This window comes from Cohaesibacter marisflavi (genome assembly GCF_963665895.2).
GTDB classification, from domain to species: Bacteria; Pseudomonadota; Alphaproteobacteria; order Rhizobiales; family Cohaesibacteraceae; genus Cohaesibacter; species Cohaesibacter marisflavi.
This window is the reverse complement of record NZ_OY762534.1, coordinates 446,760-466,576: the sequence shown is the minus strand read 5'-3', so window position 1 is coordinate 466,576 and position 19,817 is coordinate 446,760. Positions and strand designations below refer to the sequence as shown.

Annotated in this window: 25 protein-coding genes; 1 reads left to right on the top strand and 24 read right to left on the bottom strand. The window is 55.0% G+C overall.

Annotated features, from left to right (window positions below; translation table 11 throughout):
• Positions 1 to 55: 55 nt before the first annotated feature.
• On the bottom strand, positions 56 to 661 hold the full coding sequence (locus tag ACKPCT_RS03290; protein ID WP_319568393.1) for a hypothetical protein: 606 nt from the start codon (positions 659 to 661) through the stop codon (positions 56 to 58).
• Between the two features lie 382 nt (positions 662 to 1,043).
• Entirely contained in the window at positions 1,044 to 1,484 is a 441-nt protein-coding gene (locus tag ACKPCT_RS03285; protein ID WP_319568392.1) for a D-Ala-D-Ala carboxypeptidase family metallohydrolase, read from the bottom strand.
• Positions 1,485 to 1,555: 71 nt separating this feature from the next.
• Between ACKPCT_RS03285 and ACKPCT_RS03280 the strand changes: the two genes are divergently transcribed.
• On the top strand, positions 1,556 to 1,732 hold the full coding sequence (locus ACKPCT_RS03280) for a hypothetical protein (protein ID WP_319568391.1): 177 nt from the start codon (positions 1,556 to 1,558) through the stop codon (positions 1,730 to 1,732).
• Between the two features lie 33 nt (positions 1,733 to 1,765).
• Here the strand turns inward: ACKPCT_RS03280 and ACKPCT_RS03275 are convergent, their stop codons facing one another.
• The 22 genes from ACKPCT_RS03275 to ACKPCT_RS03170 all read right to left on the bottom strand — a co-directional run bounded on the left by ACKPCT_RS03275 (position 1,766) and on the right by ACKPCT_RS03170 (position 19,816).
• Positions 1,766 to 2,746, bottom strand: a complete 981-nt coding sequence (locus ACKPCT_RS03275; RefSeq protein ID WP_319568390.1) for a phage late control D family protein — start codon at positions 2,744 to 2,746, stop codon at positions 1,766 to 1,768.
• Between the two features lies 1 nt (position 2,747).
• On the bottom strand, positions 2,748 to 2,978 hold the full coding sequence (locus tag ACKPCT_RS03270) for a tail protein X (RefSeq protein ID WP_319568389.1): 231 nt from the start codon (positions 2,976 to 2,978) through the stop codon (positions 2,748 to 2,750).
• 13 nt (positions 2,979 to 2,991) lie between these two features.
• Complete coding sequence (locus tag ACKPCT_RS03265) at positions 2,992 to 3,426, bottom strand: phage tail protein (protein WP_319568388.1); 435 nt, start codon at positions 3,424 to 3,426, stop codon at positions 2,992 to 2,994.
• Positions 3,427 to 5,853, bottom strand: a complete 2,427-nt coding sequence (locus ACKPCT_RS03260) for a phage tail tape measure protein (RefSeq protein ID WP_319568387.1) — start codon at positions 5,851 to 5,853, stop codon at positions 3,427 to 3,429.
• 146 nt (positions 5,854 to 5,999) lie between these two features.
• Entirely contained in the window at positions 6,000 to 6,314 is a 315-nt protein-coding gene (locus tag ACKPCT_RS03255; protein WP_319568386.1) for a phage tail assembly protein, read from the bottom strand.
• Between the two features lie 86 nt (positions 6,315 to 6,400).
• Positions 6,401 to 6,916, bottom strand: a complete 516-nt coding sequence (locus ACKPCT_RS03250; RefSeq protein WP_319568385.1) for a phage major tail tube protein — start codon at positions 6,914 to 6,916, stop codon at positions 6,401 to 6,403.
• A gap of 12 nt (positions 6,917 to 6,928) precedes the next feature.
• A complete protein-coding gene (locus ACKPCT_RS03245; protein ID WP_319568384.1) occupies positions 6,929 to 8,161 on the bottom strand; it encodes a phage tail protein in 1,233 nt (410 codons plus the stop codon).
• 91 nt (positions 8,162 to 8,252) lie between these two features.
• A complete protein-coding gene (locus ACKPCT_RS03240; RefSeq protein ID WP_319568383.1) occupies positions 8,253 to 10,448 on the bottom strand; it encodes a hypothetical protein in 2,196 nt (731 codons plus the stop codon).
• 22 nt (positions 10,449 to 10,470) lie between these two features.
• Positions 10,471 to 10,965, bottom strand: coding sequence for a hypothetical protein (locus tag ACKPCT_RS03235; protein ID WP_319568382.1), 495 nt, complete (start codon positions 10,963 to 10,965; stop codon positions 10,471 to 10,473).
• The gene (locus tag ACKPCT_RS03230) at positions 10,965 to 11,729 is read right to left on the bottom strand and encodes a glycine-rich domain-containing protein (RefSeq protein ID WP_319568381.1); all 765 of its coding nucleotides are present in this window, start codon (positions 11,727 to 11,729) and stop codon (positions 10,965 to 10,967) included. The genes ACKPCT_RS03235 and ACKPCT_RS03230 overlap by 1 nt, the downstream gene beginning before the upstream one ends.
• On the bottom strand, positions 11,729 to 12,277 hold the full coding sequence (locus tag ACKPCT_RS03225; RefSeq protein ID WP_319568380.1) for a phage tail-collar fiber domain-containing protein: 549 nt from the start codon (positions 12,275 to 12,277) through the stop codon (positions 11,729 to 11,731). The genes ACKPCT_RS03230 and ACKPCT_RS03225 overlap by 1 nt, the downstream gene beginning before the upstream one ends.
• On the bottom strand, positions 12,277 to 13,131 hold the full coding sequence (locus ACKPCT_RS03220; protein ID WP_319568379.1) for a phage tail protein I: 855 nt from the start codon (positions 13,129 to 13,131) through the stop codon (positions 12,277 to 12,279). The genes ACKPCT_RS03225 and ACKPCT_RS03220 overlap by 1 nt, the downstream gene beginning before the upstream one ends.
• On the bottom strand, positions 13,124 to 14,140 hold the full coding sequence (locus tag ACKPCT_RS03215) for a baseplate assembly protein (RefSeq protein WP_319568378.1): 1,017 nt from the start codon (positions 14,138 to 14,140) through the stop codon (positions 13,124 to 13,126). Before ACKPCT_RS03215 ends, ACKPCT_RS03220 begins: the two co-directional genes overlap by 8 nt.
• 26 nt (positions 14,141 to 14,166) lie before the next feature.
• The gene (locus tag ACKPCT_RS03210; protein ID WP_319568377.1) at positions 14,167 to 14,568 is read right to left on the bottom strand and encodes a GPW/gp25 family protein; all 402 of its coding nucleotides are present in this window, start codon (positions 14,566 to 14,568) and stop codon (positions 14,167 to 14,169) included.
• 2 nt (positions 14,569 to 14,570) lie between these two features.
• Positions 14,571 to 14,774, bottom strand: a complete 204-nt coding sequence (locus ACKPCT_RS03205) for a hypothetical protein (protein WP_319568376.1) — start codon at positions 14,772 to 14,774, stop codon at positions 14,571 to 14,573.
• A gap of 29 nt (positions 14,775 to 14,803) precedes the next feature.
• Complete coding sequence (locus ACKPCT_RS03200; protein WP_319568375.1) at positions 14,804 to 15,322, bottom strand: baseplate assembly protein; 519 nt, start codon at positions 15,320 to 15,322, stop codon at positions 14,804 to 14,806.
• Positions 15,323 to 15,327: 5 nt separating this feature from the next.
• Complete coding sequence (locus ACKPCT_RS03195) at positions 15,328 to 16,158, bottom strand: hypothetical protein (protein WP_319568374.1); 831 nt, start codon at positions 16,156 to 16,158, stop codon at positions 15,328 to 15,330.
• Positions 16,155 to 16,535, bottom strand: a complete 381-nt coding sequence (locus ACKPCT_RS03190; protein ID WP_319568373.1) for a hypothetical protein — start codon at positions 16,533 to 16,535, stop codon at positions 16,155 to 16,157. The genes ACKPCT_RS03195 and ACKPCT_RS03190 overlap by 4 nt, the downstream gene beginning before the upstream one ends.
• Before the next feature lie 33 nt (positions 16,536 to 16,568).
• Positions 16,569 to 17,624, bottom strand: coding sequence for a major capsid protein (locus ACKPCT_RS03185; RefSeq protein WP_319568372.1), 1,056 nt, complete (start codon positions 17,622 to 17,624; stop codon positions 16,569 to 16,571).
• A gap of 57 nt (positions 17,625 to 17,681) precedes the next feature.
• The gene (locus ACKPCT_RS03180) at positions 17,682 to 18,311 is read right to left on the bottom strand and encodes a head decoration protein (RefSeq protein WP_319568371.1); all 630 of its coding nucleotides are present in this window, start codon (positions 18,309 to 18,311) and stop codon (positions 17,682 to 17,684) included.
• A gap of 116 nt (positions 18,312 to 18,427) precedes the next feature.
• A complete protein-coding gene (locus tag ACKPCT_RS03175) occupies positions 18,428 to 18,880 on the bottom strand; it encodes a hypothetical protein (RefSeq protein ID WP_319568370.1) in 453 nt (150 codons plus the stop codon).
• 21 nt (positions 18,881 to 18,901) lie between these two features.
• Positions 18,902 to 19,816 carry a S49 family peptidase gene (locus tag ACKPCT_RS03170; RefSeq protein WP_319568369.1) on the bottom strand — a complete coding sequence of 305 codons (915 nt, stop codon included), beginning with the start codon at positions 19,814 to 19,816 and terminating at the stop codon, positions 18,902 to 18,904.
• Between the last annotated feature and the right edge of the window lies 1 nt (position 19,817).

The following is a 19,817-nucleotide window of genomic DNA, read 5'->3' as shown; positions in this document are numbered from 1 at the left end:
CTCCGCGTCTCGCGCCCGCTCTTCCAGCCCGCGCTCAGTCTTTACCCTGTCTGCCTCAGCCGCCCGCTTGCGGAGCTGTCGCACTTCCAGCCACTGCTTGAGAAAGGTCAACAGGAGCGGAAGGATAGCCCGAAGGAACTGAAGCAGAAGCGCTTGCAAGGTCGCCATTGTCATCACCCGTCAGTTTATCGATCTGGTCTGTGAGCCGCCCCAGCACCATCGCCCGGACGCCCTCTTCATCGAGCCCGAAATACTTGATAGCGTCCGGCACCTTCTCGATCACATAATTGGCAATAGCAGCGAGCGCCGCTTGGCGCGTGTAGAGGGTCGGAGATCGAGCAGACGCAACAACCGACAGCTGATTGAACCGCGACCAAATCACCTCATTCAGCGCAGCGCGGTGCTTGGCCTCGATCTGCACCCCGAAATACTGATGCGCCTTGCGCGAGAGCCAAGCCGTCGCAGCGGTCACAACCGCCATTAGAGCCGCCTCAAGAAATGGCATCGCCGCCGAGATCAGCGGCCCCGTGTCGATCGCGTATGTCTGCCCATCAGCAGCCAGAGCGAGAGAGGGAGCAAGCACCACGGCCCATCCCATAAGAAACAGGCAGGCAACCGCGCTCACGCGAAGCCCCACCATTACGAAAAGCGATTTTCGCATTGGATAATCTCCGATTGTTAGGAAAAAAAGTAGTTGATTGCATTCGAGAATATTCTTCCTTAGATTTGCGGCAGGCGCCTTAAAGGAGAGACAAATGCTTTATGGAGATGGGAAATGCCCAAAATGCGGGAAAGACGTCACGCATTTGGAACTCAAGGATACTCATTGGGGAGAATCTGTTTCAGGACCAAAATACCCAACGATCCTTGGATGCTGTCCCCACTGCAAAACAGTAATCACCGCATCAATCTCACCCGATTTTATTACGGATCAGATTGCGAGAAAAACTGCGAGACTCATTCTGGGAGAAGAAGAACTGGAAACAAGGCTTAAAGCAAGGAAAAGACGATGGTAAGGTATTCACTCGCTTTCTGAAAGATTACTACCAGTCCTTATTGATGCCGCGCGTATCGACATGTACTCCCCAGCTATATAGCCCGAGGCCTCCCTTGAAAACGCCATCAGCTCGCGCCCATTTGAGCCGCTGATAGAGAATGTCATGCGGCTTGCTGGCAGCATGAATATCACACGCACAAAAGCGCATATGCTGACTGTCAGTCGAACCACCGACAACCTTGTTATATTCCGGCGCTCGGTAGGCGCTGGTAATAAAAATGGCCTCGCCGATGTCGCGGCGAAGCCATTCAAGAACCATTACGGTCGGTATAATGAAACTCCAAAGTTCTGGCGGCGGGTCAGTGTTGAGCCCATAGCCATCTTTGTCCAGATCCGAGTGATCCGCACCCTTATACAACAATTCTTTTGCTGTAAAATGAGCAAATTCATGGCTCTTGAAAAAACTTTCAAATTCCAATTCGTGCATGATTACCTCTCTAAACTTGCGGTTCTAATTATAAAGGGCTAAAACTGATGCAACTTTTGAGGGAGGCGCCAATGACGGCTAAAACCGACTATCGGAAAATCACCACATTGATCAATCGCGCGTTGCTCATTTGTGATGAAAAAGAAGATACAGCAGTTCTCCGATACCTTCTGGAGAACGCGAGATCAGAAGCCCAAAATCTATCTGGCCAAATCAAAATGGAGCCAATCTCTCCGAAACTGCACTAATCGTAATATTCATCCACCGTCTGTTGCAAAGTCCTATTCCGGCTGCTCAAGCTGCAGGCTGGTCGTCGCGCCGCCAGAGCGGCTGGCCTTGTGCGTCACAGATGTCATTTTGTAAGAGCCATCCACCCCGCTTCGGGCGCCGCTGAGCGTAAACAGCCCCTCAGCTTGCGCGCTGGGGGCGATATTGATCACCGCGCTGCCCTTGCCGCCTTTGCGGCTGGCTTCCTGTTTACGCCCTTCCAGCTTCTGCTTGGCCTCATCCTTGCTGGAGGCCAGAACCCGCCCCACATCCTTGGCCTCAGTCGAGCTTGATCCGGATTGATAGCTGGCTTCCTCGGTTTCGATTTTGCCCGTTGAGCGATCATAATACTGCATGGACCCTGCCGAAAAGCGCGAACGCCCCAAATCGGGCTCAATGTCCCAGCTGATCAAATTCAAGCCTACAACACCCGCAATGGCAGGCAGGCCCATATCATCACCGCGCGGGGCCAGCACAGCCTTTTTGCCGCGCACCTTAAAAGTCGCGCCCAGCTCACGCGCCAAACGCTCACCCAGATGCAAGAAGCTCTGGCGGTCATTGGCCCAATAGCCGCGCTGGATGCTGGCAAGATCCCCTTTAACCTCGATGGAAAAGCCAGCCTTGCTCGCAGCCTTCTGCATAAAGTCATCAAGCGAGCAATCATCCATATGGAAGCATTGCGCCTGCTTGGCCTTGCCACGCGTATCCACGCCCTTTCCCTGCACCATCAGCAGCCTGCCGCCCGAGCGGCTCCCTTTCGAGCGAACCGAGCTGATAATGCCGGAGAAAACCTGCACCCCGTTGAGGCGCACCAGAATGTCCTCGTCATTTTTCGGCAACAAAAGCTGGCCTTCGGTATCATCGAACGTCAGTGAGCAGCTATCCGATGTCGCACCCGCCTTATCGGTCACCGAAATATCGGTGAGATAAGACGACATAGAACCGGTGCGATCGGTTCCATTGATGGATACGGACCAGGAAACAGACCATGCCATTTTAGGTATCCCCGAAGAGTGAAACGACAGAGACCGTTTCTGTCGCTGTTGCGCTCGGCCGATCCGGAAGAATAATTTCAGTGCCAAACGGCAGCACTAGGCCCAGAGCTGCAAGGCCGGGATTGAGTGCCAACGTATCCTCAACAAGGCTTTGTGCGGAAACGCTATAAACCCGACAAAGCACCAGATCGAGCGTCAGGTTGTCGCCCATAACAGTGAATGAATTGGCCATGGATGCCTCACATCTATAAAGAGGAGAAGAGGGAAAGCAGTCCCTCGACAGTCAGAAGCGATCCGACGCCAGACCCCGCCATCTTCTTGAGCGATAGCCGATAGCTAACGACAAAACCGACACCATTCTTTTGCAAATGATCATGACTTTCGCTGATCGCCGTCACCGCGAAGTTGCCCAGCCGTGCCCCGTCGCCACGCATGACAGGCACGACCGTTCCCGCAGACATGTAGCTTTTCAAAGCCTCAAGCTGTGTCATACCGCCCAGCTTGAACGGCAACAGTTTTCCGCTAAGAGAGAGGCTTTCCGGCCCCTCTCCCATGAATTCACTTGGCGGCATCCGCCCCATAACAGCCTTTTCCGCCCATGTGGCCGAATAGCTGCGCTCCACCTGCTCGGCAGAAAACGGGAAGGTGTCAACGGTCACAGCACCAATGATGTAGAGCATCTATGCCTCCGCCATGGTCAGATCGGCCTGCAATCCCGCAAAGCTTTCTCTGATGCGCGATTCCAGCTCATCAATCAGCTCATCGGCATTGGAAACGCCCGGTAGAATCAAGTTGCCAAAACTCACATTCAAATCGCCGAAACCGCCCTGCGGCGCAGCTCCTTGACCACCCAACATCTTTTGCGTGGCATCCGCCGTATGGACATAGCCAGAGCGGCTTGGTGTCACCAATTCCGCCCCCAACTCGCCAACCAGATAGGTTTTACCACCCGCGACAGCACCACCAGCAGCCTTCGCCCCGGCAATTGCGGGTGTCTTCGCGCGGCTTTTATGCCCGCCATTTACTCCGGGGGCTTTCACGGAACCGGTAATCCGACCGATCACATTACCAATTGCCCGAAATGGGGCTGCAATTTTGTCGGCAATGCCTGTTGCCCAATCGATCACCTGCTGTGCCATCTCCTTGAGCCCATCCCACAAGCGCTGCATGGCAGCCCGACCAGCCTTGTAAAGCCCCTCACCCAGGGAAAGAAACGCATCAATGATGGCTTGCACCACATCGCCTGCACTCTGCGCGGTCCGCAGTCCCTCGAAGAGTTTGGCAATAGCGGCCCGGCCCGCTTCAAACAGATCTCTTCCAAGCGTGAGATAGTGGTTGAGAATTGGCCCAACCAGATCAGCCACAGCAGGCGCATTGGATTTCAGGCCATCCCACAAGCGGCTGGCTGCATCAGCTGCAAAGGCATAAATTTTGCCGGGCAAGGCAGTGAAGGCCACGAGGATATCGCCAACCGCACGGCCAGCCGCCGCTCCCCACTGTTGCCACTGGCCAGTGCCGCCGCCGACCGTATCAACAAGGCCGGTGATGCTATCCCAAAGCCATTGAATACCGCTCAAGACCGGTTCAATTACAGGCATCATGGGCTTGATCGCCCGCATGAAGGCTGCCCCGAAGGCTGTAAACATGGCCGACAGATTGGACCAGTTGTTATAGATCCAGGCTCCGGCCATCGCCACGCCAGCAACAACAAGGCCGATACCGGTTGAGGCCAGCGCAACACGCAACGCCATCATAGCCCCGCGGACCAACGCCATCGGGTTGATTAGTGTCAGAAATGCCGACGCCAGCCTTGGCACCACCATGGCCAAGGACAACAACCCGCCCTTTCCAAACAGGAAGGCAAATCGCATAGCTGTTGCCGCAACGCGGGCAGCGACCAGAGCGGTAACCAGCCCGACCACGGCAGTCGTTACTTGCGGATGAGCGGCAGCCCAATCAGCCAACGCTCCAATGATCGGCCCAACCAGTTCAACAATTTTTGTCAAGGCAGGCAATAGTGCAGAACCGATGGCAATCGACAGACCTTCCATCTGGTTTTTGAAAAGCTGCAAAGCGTTCTCTGTTGTTTTCGCCCTCACCTCATATTCAGCCTGAGCCGACCCGAGATATTTCGTCTCGTCAGAGACCGACGCCAGAGCCTGATCAAGCAACTTGGCGTTGGAAATCAGAGGCGCAATGGCGCGGGCCTCATCACCAAACAAAGCAGAAATATTGGCCGCCTGCAGTTCCTTTGGCAGTTTACGGATGCGCGAGATGACATCACGCAAAGTCCCGACTGCATCTTTCTGCATTCGCTTGGCCACGTCTGTTGCATCAAGCCCCAACTTGGCAAAGGCAGCTCTTTGCCCCTTCGTGGCATTCTCACCACGCACGAGCGCTTTGCCGACATTGCGGAAGCTGGTCGCAGCGACTTCCGACTGCGCACCCGCTGCGATCATTGCTGAGCCCAACGCGACAGTCTGCTGTTCGGTGAAACCATATTGCTGACCGATCGCACCAACCCTGCTCATGAAATCCAATAGATCCGGCGCAGAAGAGGCAGACGTATTGGACAGATAGTTCATGGCATCAGCCAGCGCGCGCGTCTCTGATACACTCAACCCCAGCGCCGTCTTGATCTTTGCCAGACTTTCACCAGCCTGATCGGCGCTGATGTCAAAGGCCACGCCCACTTTTGCCGCCATCTCGGCGAACTGCAAAAGCTCACCGCCCTGCATTCCTGCCTGTCCGGCAGCTGCAACAATATTGGCAATGCCAGTTGCTGCCATGGGAATGCGTTTGGACATAGCAAGGATATCAGCCGACATCTGCTTGAGCCCGTCAGGGGCTGAAAAATCAACCACCTTGTTGACATCCGCCATGGCAGATTCAAAAGCCATCGCGGATTTAACCGGCGCGGCCAGCGCGCGGCTCATCACATAGCCCATAGCAGCTGCATCAACCATCCGCCCACGCATCTCTGCCATCTTGCGATTATTGGCCGCTTGCGCCAGCTTCAGGCTGTCCATGGTCTGCTTGACCGCGCGCGCAGGCGCAGAGACCCGATCAACCAGACTGAGGATCAGTTTGGACGTTAATACACCCATGGGGCGCCTCACTTTCAGGAGCTATTTTTGTTTGGTCTCTGCCGCAACCACACGCGCCAGTGCGCGGGAATCGAGGATGAATTCCTCAACATCCATATCTTTCACGGCATCGAGCGGCGTGTGTGTATGTCGCCCGACAGAAATGATCAGGTCTCGCCAGCTGATTGGCTCGATGCCTTCATCTGCTGATCCATCGCTGCCGCTGCAGACTTTCCCATGATCTTCGGAGCCGCCTTGGTGATTTGCTCGAAGTCATCGAGATCCAGCTCTTCAATCACGACCGGGTCTACTCCAGCCAACCTTGCAAAAAGGGCAATGCCCGCCTTTTGCTCATCCGTCTCATCTTCAGCAACAAGCGTGTCGCCAACTTTCATGCGCCGGAAATTCAACTGACTGATTGTGCGCCCGCCTACGGTCACCGGATAAACAAGATCGATCGTAACACCCTGTTTCTCTGCCATCTCACATTTCTCTTTCATGTATCAAAGCAAAACCCTGCACGCAGACATCACTGCGGCAGGGCCTTTCCGATAGGGTTGTGCGGAGCCTAGATCCCGAGCGCCGAGTTGATGTCACCCATCAGGGAAACACCGGCGATGCGGATCTCGCGCTCATACCAGTCGAAGTAAAACAGCTCATCCCCTTCCAGCAGAAACTCATAGTGTGTCACCTCCTGGAATACATGGCTGCATTTCATGAGTTCGCCGGGGGTCTGCTCATCAGGCTCCCATTCAGTAATGACGCCCTCAATGATCGCCTTGGCCGGAACCATGACGCCATTCTTCTTTTTGAAGGCCCCCGCAAAGGTCCACTGATCAGCGCTCGCCATGCCGGCGAAAATTGCAGGATCGGGGCCATTCGTCCCGAATTTCGGCTCTGGCGCTTCAATTTGCGGCATCGCGAAATTGACATCCCCCGCCGCGCCGCCAGACGAAACCGAAACCGTCTTGCGCTTGAGCGCAGGGATTGCGACCGTGCTGATAATGTTTGCCCGGCTGACATCAGGGTCAGCCGTGTTGCGCACGTCACTCGCCTGAAAAGCATAGAGTTCTTGCTGTGCCATGACCCAAATTCCTTACGAGCTGGTAGAGAGTGAAGCGATGACGTCTTCGACGAGACCGTCAAGCGCAGATGAGTAGCGGCGGATCTCATGATCAGCCCGCTTGAAGACCGGGCAAGGTTCGATGCCGATATCCAGCTTCAGAGTGCCAAGACTGATCTGCTCTGCGCTATTCTCAGCCGCCTTGAACATGTCGCTCATCTTGGTGTAACCGATGATATCCTCAGCGGCCTTGTGGTCGCGCAGCATGAAAGCGATCGATTTGATCCATGCTTCGATCATCGATTTGGTGATGGCCTTGCCAAGATACTGCTGGGTGATCTGCATCATCTTGACGGTCAGAAAATCCATGCCGCGCACCTGATGGATCTGCTCGAACAGGCCACTGGTCTGGGCATTATCCGTGCCGATAAAGACATACCCGCCATCACTGACAGATCCGTCCACGCCAGTCTCGCCCTTGACCGCAATGGAAATATTGCTCGCCAGCATCTGCTGCCCTTCGGTTGCCCCATTCAGCAGACTGAATTTGACATTCCGCGACAGACCGGAAAGCCCATAAAGGAACCGGTTGGCAATCGGGTTGAATGGCTTACCGCTATTTTCGTTATCAACGCGTGCAAACAAACCCGCCACCATCGGAGAAAGCGGACGCTCAACCAGCTCGGTGCCTTTGTAGATTTTGCCCGCGATGCCGATCGGCATGACACGCTCGGATGACATTTCTTCCCGCGCATCGATCGCCAAAGCTGCCGTGGTGTCATCCACATCGACCGGCGCAATCGCCAGAATGTTGCCCAGATTGCTTTCCAGCGAGGTGATCACCGGGTTTGCCGTATCCTCATCGGCCCGCCATGCTGTACGCCCGGCAAGAACAATCCTTGGCGTGCGATTGACCGCAGGAGGGATCTCGTCAAGCGCGTCGGTGATATTGACGATATTGGAGCATGTTTCCAGCGTGTCTGCCCCTTCGGCAACGCGCACGACAGTCACATCAGCGCTGGAATTAAGGCTTGTCAGCTGGTCATTGATGCCGGTGATCGCATCATATAGCAGCCCCGTTCCCAATGCCTCCAGCGCAGCACTGTCGCCGCTATCAATGGCGACAGGCGTATCAAGAGGAAATTCAGACGCCGACGCGTCTTCTGAGGTTTCGATCACCAGAATTTTGGAAAAGTCAGGATCCAAAACAGTGGTGGTGCCGTCGGTAGAACGCTCAAATTGCATCCCAAAAGTTGGCGCCGACATTGCATCTGCTCCTTATGGTTGGACATAAAAAATCCCGCATACGGCAAGCCGCAGCGGGTGGTTTGAGGGTGAGGGCCAGAGTGTCTGGCGATTAGCTAGTGGTCGCGTAGGTGAGCGTGCAACCAATCAGATCAGTTGCGCCGGAAGTAAACTCCGACACCGCCATATTGAGGCCGTCAGCCGGGTCTTTGAACTTTGCGTGGCTGTAGCTGGGTCGAGCCCATAAGATATAGTTTCCGATTGGGCCTCCGGTCATCAGAACCGGAGCGAATGCGTGCATATCTACCGGAAAGGGCAGATTGATCCGCAGTTCGTCAGTCTGGACCAAAGCAGACAAATCGATGTTGTTAGTGAAGTTAAAATAGACCGTCACCTGATTGCCGACCTTGCGCCAGTAGATGGTCTTCTCTTCGATGGTCACGGTGTTATCGCTGTCATCTGAGAAAGACGGAGTGTATTCTCCTTCCTCATATGAGAAGGCAACGCCATCCCGCCCGAACTGCACACGCTCGGGCAATGTTGCCACCGGATTTTCCTCGCCAATCTGGGTGGTGATTGCGCCCATAAAATCCAGCCGTGACGGATCATTGGCATCCTCGACCAGATGCGTCAGCATCTTTGCCTTTTCATAGTTAGACCGGAAATAGGCCGACCCGACCGAGACATGGCCGAGCAAACCACTCACCGTTTCAAATGCGCCCAGCTTGAACACTGTCTGATTGAGAATATAGGTCGAGATCAGCCGGTCAAAATGCCAATCCTGCCCTTTCTGATCAAAGAAGCGCACTTGCGCATCGCCAACAGGCGAGCGATCCAGAAAACAGGACCCCTCCCAATCGGCGCCAGAGATTGAATGCCACATGTGCGCGACACTGGCCCCTTCATTGCTATAGACCTCACCATGTAACTTGCACTCCGAGAAGCGCCCCAGCGTATGACGATGAACGCCCAGCGCAACACCGGAATAATGCTCGATATGCATGTTGCGGAACAGATAGTCATTCCCGCCGACGCTCATATCCGGGTCACTGATATCGACAACACAGACGGCAAACTCCTGATCTACGATAAGACCGCTGACCGCGCTATCCACTTCAATCGTGTAGCCGTCTGTCACCTCCTCAATGGTTACGATTTCCACCCTGTCTGCAGCAAGCGGGTTGGCGACCCAGATCTGCAAGCCAATATGCGCATCGGAAAAACAGGAGCGGTCTGCGATCAGCGTCGTCCCACTTCCTGAAGCGATGCGAGGAGGCCCGAAGTAGCCAGACACATTCGCCGCATCCTGAAGATAGGCCCCGTTCACCGTGACAGAACGCGCGCCCGACAAAGCGGTGATCTGGTATTTGGCCAGAACAGGAATACCACCCGCCGCCCCAGACACCACACCATCCTCATAATAGCCCGCGCTGTTGAGAATGAAGGTTTTACCGACATCTTCCGCGTCGAAAATATCCGCGTCTGCCGTTAAGGTCGCCCCGGACAAAGTGAAGAGGATGCCCGTTGTATCCTTGAAGGAAAAATCAACCCCGCAGCTCCAACTCTCAATATCCTGCCCCCTAAGATTGGCAAGGCGTGCCGTGCGCAAAAAGCTGTTATTGAGCTGATAAAAGCCGATATCGGTCAGCCAACTGTTGCCCAGTCGACCAAAATGCAACCCGACAGGGCTGATCGCATCATCAGGCTGATTGTCATGGGGCTGGATGGAAAAGCCGGAAAACTGCACATTGGATTTTTCCTGCAGCAGCTCTATGACATTTTTGGAAGCGCCGGAAAAGTCAGGCCGGATACGCGTTACCCGCTTGCCATCACCAAGGATACCCCAGCGCGTTTGCAGACTTCCACCGGTTGCCACCAGCGCGTCTGTCGTCCGGTAGTTTGCCGCAGGCAAGCGCCCCATCAGTTCATTCTGTCTGAGATGAACCATCCAGGCATTGAGCGCAGCGGTGTCGTCATTCACATTGTTTCCCAACGCACCAAAATGATGCGGATAGGGCTCACCGAACGGAGCCCATTTAACGCCATCCGCCGAAGTTGCTGCCTCGCCAGTAACATCACGTTGCAACACAAGTTTGCCAATCGGGGTCGCGATAGAAACATAGCTCCGATCAGCAGGAACCTCCGATGCTTGCAGATCGCTATGCGAAGCATAGTCACACTCGCCGCTGACAAACAAACGTTCCAGAACAGCCGCAAGGCCGACCTGATCGATTGTGGCCACGCCACCCAGACTATTGTTAATCTGGGTGACAAGATCAGAAGCAGAAATCAATCGAGGATCTGTCATATCACCACCCTACAAATTTCTATCAGGCAGCAAGCGCCGCCAGCGCGTCAGTGTCTGCCGCAGCAACAGCGGACTTGATCTCCGCAATCGAGGCATAAAGAGCCGACAGTGCAGCAGTAACCTCTGCACGGGTTGTTGCCGCCTCCACGGCAGCAACACAGTCTGCCTTGATGGCTGCCGTGGCCGTCGCGGTCGCTGTCTGCAAATCGCTATCCATCAGCAGCTCCAGACTGAGATCGGTAGACATGCGCCGCAAAGCAGAAAGCATCGAGGCATCAGCTTCTTCTTTCGCAGCGGCCAGCATGGTCGCGGCAAAGTCTTCCACCTGCAGCCATGCGCCATCAACCAGCTCATAGTCAGCCCCCGGCTTGGGAACCGGCACACCGCCAATGATCGGCGTGCCGATGGCCGCACCAGCATAATCATCGGCAGCGAACTGCCCGGCAGGCAAAGCCGCCCCGTCTTCCAGGACAACGATATTTGTGATGGTCAGCCCATCCGATACAAGCACCCGCATCAGTAAATCTCCTCGATAACAACCACACCATCAGAGCCATCCCCGCCATCATTCAGACCGGGAATGGTGCTCGCCGCGCTGCCATAGGCAGCACCGCCGCCGCCAGCGCCGTAGGACCGTCCGGGGCCGCCATCGCTGCCCAGACTACCTTCCGCGCCGCCGCGTCCGCCGCCACCCCAATAGGAGCTGGCACCGTTACCGGCCAACACATCGGATTCGTTTACCAGGTCATCACCAAGAGTCATGGAGCCACCGCAACCGCCGCTGAGATTAAGATCCCCACCAGTGGCAGAGCCGCCGATCTGGCCGCGTAAAAGCGCAGGTCGGCCACATCCACCACCATTGCCACCGCCTGCGGATAAAGTCGCAAACGAACTGGCTCCGCCCTGATCGCCCGGTGTGCCATCCACTTCGAAATCGCCACCTGTGCCGCCAGCGCCTCCTGCCCCGATGGTAATGGCCACATTATCGGCCAGAGCGGCAACAGCGGCTTCATCATAGAATTTGATTGCAGTCGCGCCGGAGCCTCCACCGTTTCCGGCTTCACGCAAGGCATCGCCCGAGCCGCCGCCTCCACCGCCGCCACCGGTCACCGTCACTTTCAGAAAGCGCAAACCAGCCGGTTTTTGCCATGTTGCCGATGTTGTATAGACGCGATGCACGATCTTTGCTGTTTCCAGCGCGCCAAGCAAAGCTGACAACTGTGTCGCTGCGGCTTCATGCGCCGCAGCAGCAGCTTCAAGCCGTTCCGTTACTGTAGCCATTAGATAACAGTCTCCATTCCTGCTGTGGGCTTGCCTTCAAGTTGGCGCACCCTGATTTCCTGATCGATTTGACGCATGGTGAGCCCCGCCAGATTGGTGGCCTGGGCGGCGAGTGGTCCGAGAAAGGCAAGGTCAAGATTCAGCGTGACATCAACCGTCACGCTCTCTTCCGGAAGCCCGGTCAGATCGAGATTGAACTGAACCGGGTAAGGAATATCAGCGGCCTTTTCGACAATGCCGCTTGAGCGGTAGGCAATCGCAAACAGCGTGCCATCCTCGGTAAACCAGCCGATCTCGCGAATACGATAAACAAGGTTCGATTGCAGCAATGCTCCAAGCTGCAGGGTGGCCGGATCAATCTGCACGGCAGATGTGATTTCGACCCTCTCCACTTCCGTAGTGAGCGCAGTGCTAGCCTCTGTTGGCTCTACCGCTCCGGAACCAGCCGCCATCTTTGTGAGCTTGATCGATAAGCCTGCATCGGCTGCATTCACGGCAGCGGCCCGTCCGGCTTCGGTAATAATCATCGTCATGGATGTGATGGTCATCAGTTATACCCATAGAGTTGCGCGCCATCGCTACCCAAGAGCGGTGCGCCATCTTCGCCAAGCAAATTGGAAGTAAAGCCCAAAGGAATTCCCTCAATCGTCAAAACACCGGAAACGGAAACAGCGCCAGCGGTCGCCAGATCGGCCTTTGCAACAATGGTGAGATCCTGCTCGCCCTCGATCGCCAGCAAACCGGCAACCATCGTTGAGCCGGGCAAGCCAAATGGGCAATCAAGCGTGATCGTCTTATCGCGCAGCCCATTGATCACAAGAGGCACCGCAACAGAAGTCACACCTGCAAGGCCAAACTCCTGCTCAAAGGGCAGCAAGACCCGATAGTCAAAGGTCCGGCTTTTCGGCTTGGTAGCGCGCACCGACTGCAAGGATTGCGTGACCTGCTTTTCGCTGATCAGCACCTCATCTTCGGCAGCTTCCTCGGGATAGTGGATCGTGATATCGAAGGTGCCGCGCTGCCCGATCGGATCTGTTTCCCACCACTCAGTGAGCGTGGCACTGAGCCCCATCGCCGTGAGGGCATTTTCGACGGAGGCCAAGGTGCCCTTAAGCCGATGCACCATCGGGCTGGCTGCAATCACCGCCCTCTTGCGCGCCTCAGACCATGAGCTGTCCCAGACATCAACGCTGAGCGCATAAGCAAGCCAAGGCAACAGGGATGCCGGGCAAGCGTCCGGATCCCAAATTGTCGCTATCACTTCAGGCTCATGACGCAACAGAGCCGCCAGCTCAATCGTCAGCCAGGCATACATCAGATCTGTTGATGTCTCCGAAGGAAGCAAAGATTCTGCTATTGGCTTGGCAACAGCAACGAGCTCTGCGTTAGAGAAATCAGTCATCCCAACGCCCCGCAGTCTGCTCGGCAGTCACAGTGATCGATGTGCAATAAGGTGCCTGCTTACGCCCGCCTCCAACATCAGTTGTCGGACTGGTCATAGTGACCGATTCAACGCCGGTCACATAGCCGCACCCACCGATGCCCAAGAGTTCAGCAACGACTCCGACCTTGCGCCGTTTGGTCGTATAGGTCGTCAAGGCCGTCTCGGCTTCAGAGACCAGTAGTTCTGCATCCGCCCCCGGCGCACAATGGATCACCATTTCCACCTGATAGGGAACAATTTCAGGAGCCTCGATACGCACGCAATCGCCAATCGGCCTCACATCTTTGGCCGTCACAGCCGCATAGACGCGATCAAGCAGCGACTGGTCACAATCTCCATAATCAATCGTTGGCAGGGGAACAATCAGCACCTCGGCTGGTTTCACCGGATCGCCAGTATCGCGATCCGCAAATTCGGTCGCCCTATCCCCCGCTGAATAGGCATCAGCAAAAAGCACATCCGCCGAGTAGGTCGCCCCGTCCTCTGCGCTGTAGACAGCCACGTCAGACAGATCTGCAACACCGTCGAGTTCCAACGCATGAAAGGCATAAGCGCCTTCAGGGCCTGCCGTTGAAAATGCCTCCGGCGCCAAGAGAATACGATCACGGAAGTCTTCGATGTCTTCCTTGACTTCGTTTCCATCCTCATCCGTCGAGACCAGCCGAGAAATGCCATAATATGTCGCTGCGATATGTTCGAGTGCATCTTCGTTGCTGGACGTGATCGAGAGCTTTTGTATGGCCTCATTGATCTGCTGCAACTCATGCACATCATTATAGGCCCCAGCCCGCACAATCGCTCTATTGACCGGATTATGCTCGATGTCAGTCTCGTCATACTCAAGATCGAAAGCGGCAAAGGCCTCAACCATCAAGTCGAGGCGACGCGCACGCTCACTCTCAAAATCAACATCGTCCAAAGGAAGCTCGCCCAGAGCCGAGAGGTCTGGTGACACAAATTTCGACATCTGGATATCTCACTTTAAATTGGCCGTCAGGAAGAGACGACGAGGCTGCCATCGCTATTGAGCAAAGAAAATGAAACGGTCTGATCCACCGTATAGTCGGGAGGGTCCTGCAATGCGCCTGGTCGGTAATCCGCTTCAATCAAAATACCGACAATCCCGTTCTTGAATTCTGCCGCAGTGCCTGAAAAGCTGATGGTTCGAACCTTTAGACGCGGCTCCCATAGATCAATGGAAACACAGACCAATTGGCGATACATGGCCAGCAGCGACACCGTCAGGTTCCGGCCAAGCAGTTCAGGACCACCCGCGCCATATTCACGCAACATCAGAACCGACCGCAAACGCGTGTTGAGAATGTCGACAACGCCTTGCAATGAAGACTGCAGCCCATCGAGCACCGCGCCGGTTTCCTTGCAAATCCCTACCATCGTCAGCTTTCCTCCGAGGGGGCTTCCGCAGTTGAGTTCTCCGTCAATTCAACGACCTTTTTCTTGCTGCCCTTGGGCAAACCCAGCCGCCCGAGCGCGATATGATAGCGCGCACGCTCTTCACTCATCTTGACATAGCCGCGCACAACCTTCTCACCACCAACCACAGAAAGGCCTTTGGCTGCCTTGTATCTCTGAAGCGCCATAACAAATTCCAATTTGATAGAGAGAAAAACTACCCTTGCGGCGGACCAGTCAAATCCGGGCCAGCAACGACATCCGTGTGCTTGTGGTCGTCACCAATATTGACCCCGTTATGGGTCACTCCACCGCCTTCAACCGCAAAACCGCTGCCAGAGATCACAACGGTCACACCGTTGGTCTCAATTCTTAGTGCACCAGATTTAACGGTTACAGTAACGCCAGCATCCTTGAAGACATTTGCGGCCAGATCACTATTTGGACTTTCTTTGCCCTTGCTGTAGCCGCCCCTTATCAAAACGCCTTGGCTCAAGTCTCCACTCGGGGCGATAATGCCGACGGTCTGCCCTTCCTCCAGCGGAACCGAACTTTTCGATGTTTCCGGATGAGGCATCCATGGAGAGAGAAATTCATCCCCATCGTCATCCTCACCAAGAGCGATCCGATACCCCTTGTCGGCATCGAGTTTGGCGACCGTACCCACTTTAAGAGATTGCCCCAATACGCTCTTGAGCATCTCTATATCGATTTTCATTCCGACGAGGCTATCCATGCCAGTCACTCTTCCTGCGTAACAGACGTCCCGTTGAGCAATCCCTGCTCGGCCAATTGGTCGGAATTACTCCAATCCAAAGGACCGGCACCGAGGGCAGCCATATCCGTGTATGAGAAGCCCATCTGCTCGGCCATAGTGGCCCAATCAAGCGTACCGCCTTCCAGCACTTCCAGAATTTCGGTTACAAGTGCCTGATCTTGCCCATCCTCACTCGAATGAAGCAGCAACAAGAAGCGGGAAAAGGGAGCTACCGGCTCCGGAACACTTTCCTCTTCACTATCTCTAGCCTCATAGAATTCATCCAGATCTTGCAACTCCGGATCGTCAACAACATCGAGACTGAATTTGACTTGCCGGGCGGCAAGTCGTTGTCCATTTTCTGCGCTGGCGATTCCTGCCCGCTCAAAGTCCGGAGCAGATGTGAAAAATGCCCGCAGCAAGACGGCCCAGACGCTTTGCGATGACATGGCATCGACAATTTGGCGATGCATCAGATCAAGCATTCGCTCCATGCTGGCCGAAGTCGGCAGAAAACCGACACCCTCGCATGTACGAGCGCCTGTTTCTTTGTCCGTATGCCACATGGCAAGCGTAACACCACTTTCGATAATGATATCCACTTTACCGTTGGCGTAAAAACCCGCCCTGGACTGCCCCTTCCCTGCATGAACAAAGAGAGAGATAAAAGGGCCACCAGCCTCTGTCGCCACCGTGCCATCAGGATTGGTGCGCAATGCTGTAGGATCACTTTCCAGAATGCGTGATCCTGCAAGGGTCTTGTCAGTCAACGCTTTGGCGAGACAAGTACTGATAGCAAGCATAACCAGACTCATGACGCCTCCGATAATTCACAAATAATGCGGGAATAGTGCCGATCATTCAGGGTCTCGATACGCCAGACCGGCTCACCGGAGCGAGCAAGCGCCACGATCAAATCACCCTGTCTCAATTCCGGTCCTTGATAGCCATCGCGCGCAACGGCTAATCGGGCTTTTCCAGCCTCAATCCAGCTTTCCCACTTGTAGCTTTCGCCGATGCGCTCCGGCCCCACCTGCCCGACACGCAAAAGACCATAAAACTCAAAAACACCCCGCGTGGCATCAGAAGCGCCACCCGTCTGCGGTAACAGGCGGATAGGTTCAGCCAGATCCCCGTCATTCTCAGCAGCCATTTGGCTGCGGATATCACTTGCAGAGAGAATGACGGGCATTGAGGCCTCCTCAGTAGCAGGCAGAAACCAACCTTATGACTTTGTTAGCCTACGCATGTGCAATGGACGCAGACACATTGTCAGAGGGTTCGACTGAATTTCAAAGACACGCATTGAATCGGTCTGACGTTCTTTACGCTGGAACACGTAGGAAGGAAGGCCTTCCGTGTTGACGAATTCGAAAGTATCTGCCGGAGCGAAATACTCCATAAACAGCCCCGGTACGCCCATCACAAACGAGCGGCCTTCATTGGTCGGCACCGAAACCTTGCCACCATCATCGCCGCGATAGTTCACCCAGATCTCGTTGGCATAACGGAAACTGGAATAAGCTTTATTCGCGGAAATAATCTCCGGCGCATCCATGTTACCCGTCGCCGCAAGTTTGCGCGCTTCAACAACTTCCTTGTTGTTGTAGATGGCGTCAAAGAAGTTATCGCCACAGAGATTGACGGTCACCGCTCCAGACAGATTGAAACCGTTGAGGGCCTTTACCATCAATCTGCGCTTCTTCATGCAGGTGTCTGTGATGATCGAGGTCTCGGACGTTGCCGTCGACAGTTCATAATTGACTGCTGCAGGCCGGTTTGCCCCATAGAGAGAGAAGTAGTTCCACAGTTCGGTCGTCCCATCTGCATCATAGACAAGACCATCAATCGCACCCAGATACATATGCTCACGGGTGAAACTGAGTTCAGCCTTAAGTCCGACCGGCCCCTCGATGCGCTTCCAGACCAGACGCTCAGCTGTCTGCAGCTGATTCCCGGTACCAAGGACGCGAACTCCGGCAATCTCGTCAGCGGTAATCTGCGCCTCACGCGCCAGACGAACAGTATCGATATGTCTGGTTTTGCCCTTGGTCTTAGACGCTTGGCCCGGAGCAGAGCCGCGCGGACTGGTAGGGATGAGGCTCAGATTGCCATTCTCATCATCAAAGGCAACAGTGGTCGTGTAAACACCTTCAGCAGAGAAGAGCCCTAAACTGCCAAGGAAACCAGGCACGAAGGGCACATTCATGTTGACGTAGGAAGTCATTGTGGCTGCGCCAAAAGCATCGCCATTGAAGATATCAAGCATAAGTTCGGGCATCTCGCCCTCCTTTCATGATCGGGTAGATCCCCGAATTGCTGTTTCCTGTGAGGCTGACTATTCGCGAACGATCACGCCGCTATCGGCCAATTGATCAATCGCCGTCGCTTTCTGTTCATCAGTGATGCCATCCGGCCAGACCAGAACATGCGCATTCACCTCGCAATCGCGATCATGCACCGTGGCTTCCACGTCAGCAGCATCGGCCAGGGCACCAGCGAACAGCACAGCACTAGCCACCTGAGTGCCATCGCTGGCAGCAAGGGCAAGCTGAGTGCATTTTCCCGTCCCTTCGGCAACCTCGATTGCAAAGCCGTCTCCGGCAACAAAGGCCGTGGCACCTGCAGTGATCGTGAATTCAAGATCGTCACTGTAGGCTTCTCCGACCGTTCCCTTGGTCAACTGAAAGCCATCGGGATCAACCACATTGAATTCGGTTGCAGCTGTGAAATTCACCAGATAGCTGCCAACCTTGGCATCAGAGCCAAGGGTAACAGCCGAAACTGTGCCATCGCCGGTATTGCCATCATTGGCAGTGGCCGTTGCAGAAGAGAATTTGCTTTCCCCCAAAACAGTCGCAGCAGTGAAATCGCCACCGGTGATGGTCTTGACTGAGCGGGAGCGATTGCCATTGGCTTCACTCACCAGATGTTCACCGGCATGGACCGGCTCTGTAAAAACTGTCATTTCAACTTACCTTTCGGGCAAGGCGCCTGATGCCGACGCCAGAAGCCGCACCGACTCACTGCCTATGCGCAATGTGTCAGTGCAAAACCAGATGTGATTGAGAAAAGACCGACCGGTCAGTGACTGCCGTTATGCTTGGCATAGATGGCTGCCGTATCGATGCCACCTTTGACCTCGCCACCAGGCTGGCCCTCAGCCGCCCCGAGGGGATCTGCGTCAGAAGCCCGATCATCAAGAGACAGTCCGGCATTGCTGGAACCATCCACGGCAACATGTTTGGTTGTCATCTCGACAATCTTGTCTGCCGACATGTCCGGAGAACTGGTGGCCAGATCCATGGCATGGCTCATGCGTGCCGAGTTGCCGCTGATCTTGTCAGAGGTAAAAATCGTCATGAAACGCTCACGCTCTGCCTCGGCGCCCATTTTCCAGCCACGGTCTTCAGCTGCAGAAATCTCTGCAGCCGTAGCCGCTTCAGGCTGACCGGTTGGCGGGGTTGGCGTTGATTCAGACACACCCATTTGTGCCGCTGCAGCCCCCGCTACAGCAGCCAGACTAGAATTTGTCATCTTGTGCTCCTGATTGATGGGCTATCGCGCCCGGTTGACTGCCGCGACGAACTCGGCAAATGCGTCAATTGGATTGCCAACAGCATCAACAAGGCCAAGTCTTTTGGCCTCTTTGCCGTCAAAACAACCTGCTTCTGTTTTCAAGGCGTCAGCCTTGCTGATCCGGCCTTGGCGACCTAGGGAAACCGCCTCGGCAAAGCTTTGCCGCATGCCTTCCAACTCTTGGCGAGTGGCAGCGACATACGCATCATCGAGCGGTTCGTAGGGATTGCCTTTCGCCTTCTGCTCTCCCGCAGCAAGAATGGTTACTGAAACGCCCATTTCCTCAATTTGTCGGGAGAAGTCGGCATGCATGGTGATCACGCCAATGGAACCCGCCCCACCATGTTGCGGCATAACCATTTTGCGGGCCTGCGAACCGAGCAGATACCCTGCCGAATAGGCAAAATCTGTGAGGATGGCCATAGTCGGCTTCATCGCGGACAAACGACGGATCATTTCAGCTGTCTGGAAAGCGCCAGCCACTTGCCCGCCATAACTATCCATCTCGAAAACGACAGCTTTCACCTCACGGCTTTTGGCGGCCAGATTAATCTGGGTCTGGATCCCCTGATAAGAGGTCTCGCCGGAGCTCTGCCCGATAAAGGCTCCTTTGTGGACCAGAGTTCCCTCGATCGGAATGACAGCAACCCCGTTCACCATATCAAATGGCAAGCGCCCGTCCCGCTCCATCCGATGGCCCTGTCGATCAACCAGCAATCCGGCTTGCGGATCGACCCAGTGATCGACAGCATCAATGCCATCAGCAGAAAAGACGACACCACCATCAACAATCCTGCCGCCAAGGCCGACCATTGCCGACTTGGCCTTGCCCGGATGGATCATCAGAGGAGTATCGAAGATTTCACCGAAAAGCTTCGGCTTCAGAATTGACATA

Coding starts and splice junctions, on each gene's coding strand:
- ACKPCT_RS03215 (WP_319568378.1), bottom strand. CDS start 14,140: ATGTCGAAATTTGTGTCACCAGACCTCTCGGCTCTGGGCGAGCTTCCT.
- ACKPCT_RS03265 (WP_319568388.1), bottom strand. CDS start 3,426: ATGCTCTACATCATTGGTGCTGTGACCGTTGACACCTTCCCGTTTTCT.
- ACKPCT_RS03200 (WP_319568375.1), bottom strand. CDS start 15,322: ATGGATAGCCTCGTCGGAATGAAAATCGATATAGAGATGCTCAAGAGC.
- ACKPCT_RS03250 (WP_319568385.1), bottom strand. CDS start 6,916: ATGGCACAGCAAGAACTCTATGCTTTTCAGGCGAGTGACGTGCGCAAC.
- ACKPCT_RS03210 (WP_319568377.1), bottom strand. CDS start 14,568: ATGGTAGGGATTTGCAAGGAAACCGGCGCGGTGCTCGATGGGCTGCAG.
- ACKPCT_RS03175 (WP_319568370.1), bottom strand. CDS start 18,880: ATGACAAATTCTAGTCTGGCTGCTGTAGCGGGGGCTGCAGCGGCACAA.
- ACKPCT_RS03205 (WP_319568376.1), bottom strand. CDS start 14,774: ATGGCGCTTCAGAGATACAAGGCAGCCAAAGGCCTTTCTGTGGTTGGT.
- ACKPCT_RS03285 (WP_319568392.1), bottom strand. CDS start 1,484: ATGCACGAATTGGAATTTGAAAGTTTTTTCAAGAGCCATGAATTTGCT.
- ACKPCT_RS03255 (WP_319568386.1), bottom strand. CDS start 6,314: ATGGCAGAGAAACAGGGTGTTACGATCGATCTTGTTTATCCGGTGACC.
- ACKPCT_RS03180 (WP_319568371.1), bottom strand. CDS start 18,311: ATGACAGTTTTTACAGAGCCGGTCCATGCCGGTGAACATCTGGTGAGT.
- ACKPCT_RS03230 (WP_319568381.1), bottom strand. CDS start 11,729: ATGGCTACAGTAACGGAACGGCTTGAAGCTGCTGCTGCGGCGCATGAA.
- ACKPCT_RS03290 (WP_319568393.1), bottom strand. CDS start 661: ATGCGAAAATCGCTTTTCGTAATGGTGGGGCTTCGCGTGAGCGCGGTT.
- ACKPCT_RS03245 (WP_319568384.1), bottom strand. CDS start 8,161: ATGTCGGCGCCAACTTTTGGGATGCAATTTGAGCGTTCTACCGACGGC.
- ACKPCT_RS03240 (WP_319568383.1), bottom strand. CDS start 10,448: ATGACAGATCCTCGATTGATTTCTGCTTCTGATCTTGTCACCCAGATT.
- ACKPCT_RS03280 (WP_319568391.1), top strand. CDS start 1,556: ATGACGGCTAAAACCGACTATCGGAAAATCACCACATTGATCAATCGC.
- ACKPCT_RS03275 (WP_319568390.1), bottom strand. CDS start 2,746: ATGGCATGGTCTGTTTCCTGGTCCGTATCCATCAATGGAACCGATCGC.
- ACKPCT_RS03270 (WP_319568389.1), bottom strand. CDS start 2,978: ATGGCCAATTCATTCACTGTTATGGGCGACAACCTGACGCTCGATCTG.
- ACKPCT_RS03195 (WP_319568374.1), bottom strand. CDS start 16,158: ATGAGTCTGGTTATGCTTGCTATCAGTACTTGTCTCGCCAAAGCGTTG.
- ACKPCT_RS03170 (WP_319568369.1), bottom strand. CDS start 19,816: ATGTCAATTCTGAAGCCGAAGCTTTTCGGTGAAATCTTCGATACTCCT.
- ACKPCT_RS03225 (WP_319568380.1), bottom strand. CDS start 12,277: ATGACCATCACATCCATGACGATGATTATTACCGAAGCCGGACGGGCC.
- ACKPCT_RS03190 (WP_319568373.1), bottom strand. CDS start 16,535: ATGCCCGTCATTCTCTCTGCAAGTGATATCCGCAGCCAAATGGCTGCT.
- ACKPCT_RS03260 (WP_319568387.1), bottom strand. CDS start 5,853: ATGGGTGTATTAACGTCCAAACTGATCCTCAGTCTGGTTGATCGGGTC.
- ACKPCT_RS03220 (WP_319568379.1), bottom strand. CDS start 13,131: ATGACTGATTTCTCTAACGCAGAGCTCGTTGCTGTTGCCAAGCCAATA.
- ACKPCT_RS03185 (WP_319568372.1), bottom strand. CDS start 17,624: ATGCCCGAACTTATGCTTGATATCTTCAATGGCGATGCTTTTGGCGCA.
- ACKPCT_RS03235 (WP_319568382.1), bottom strand. CDS start 10,965: ATGCGGGTGCTTGTATCGGATGGGCTGACCATCACAAATATCGTTGTC.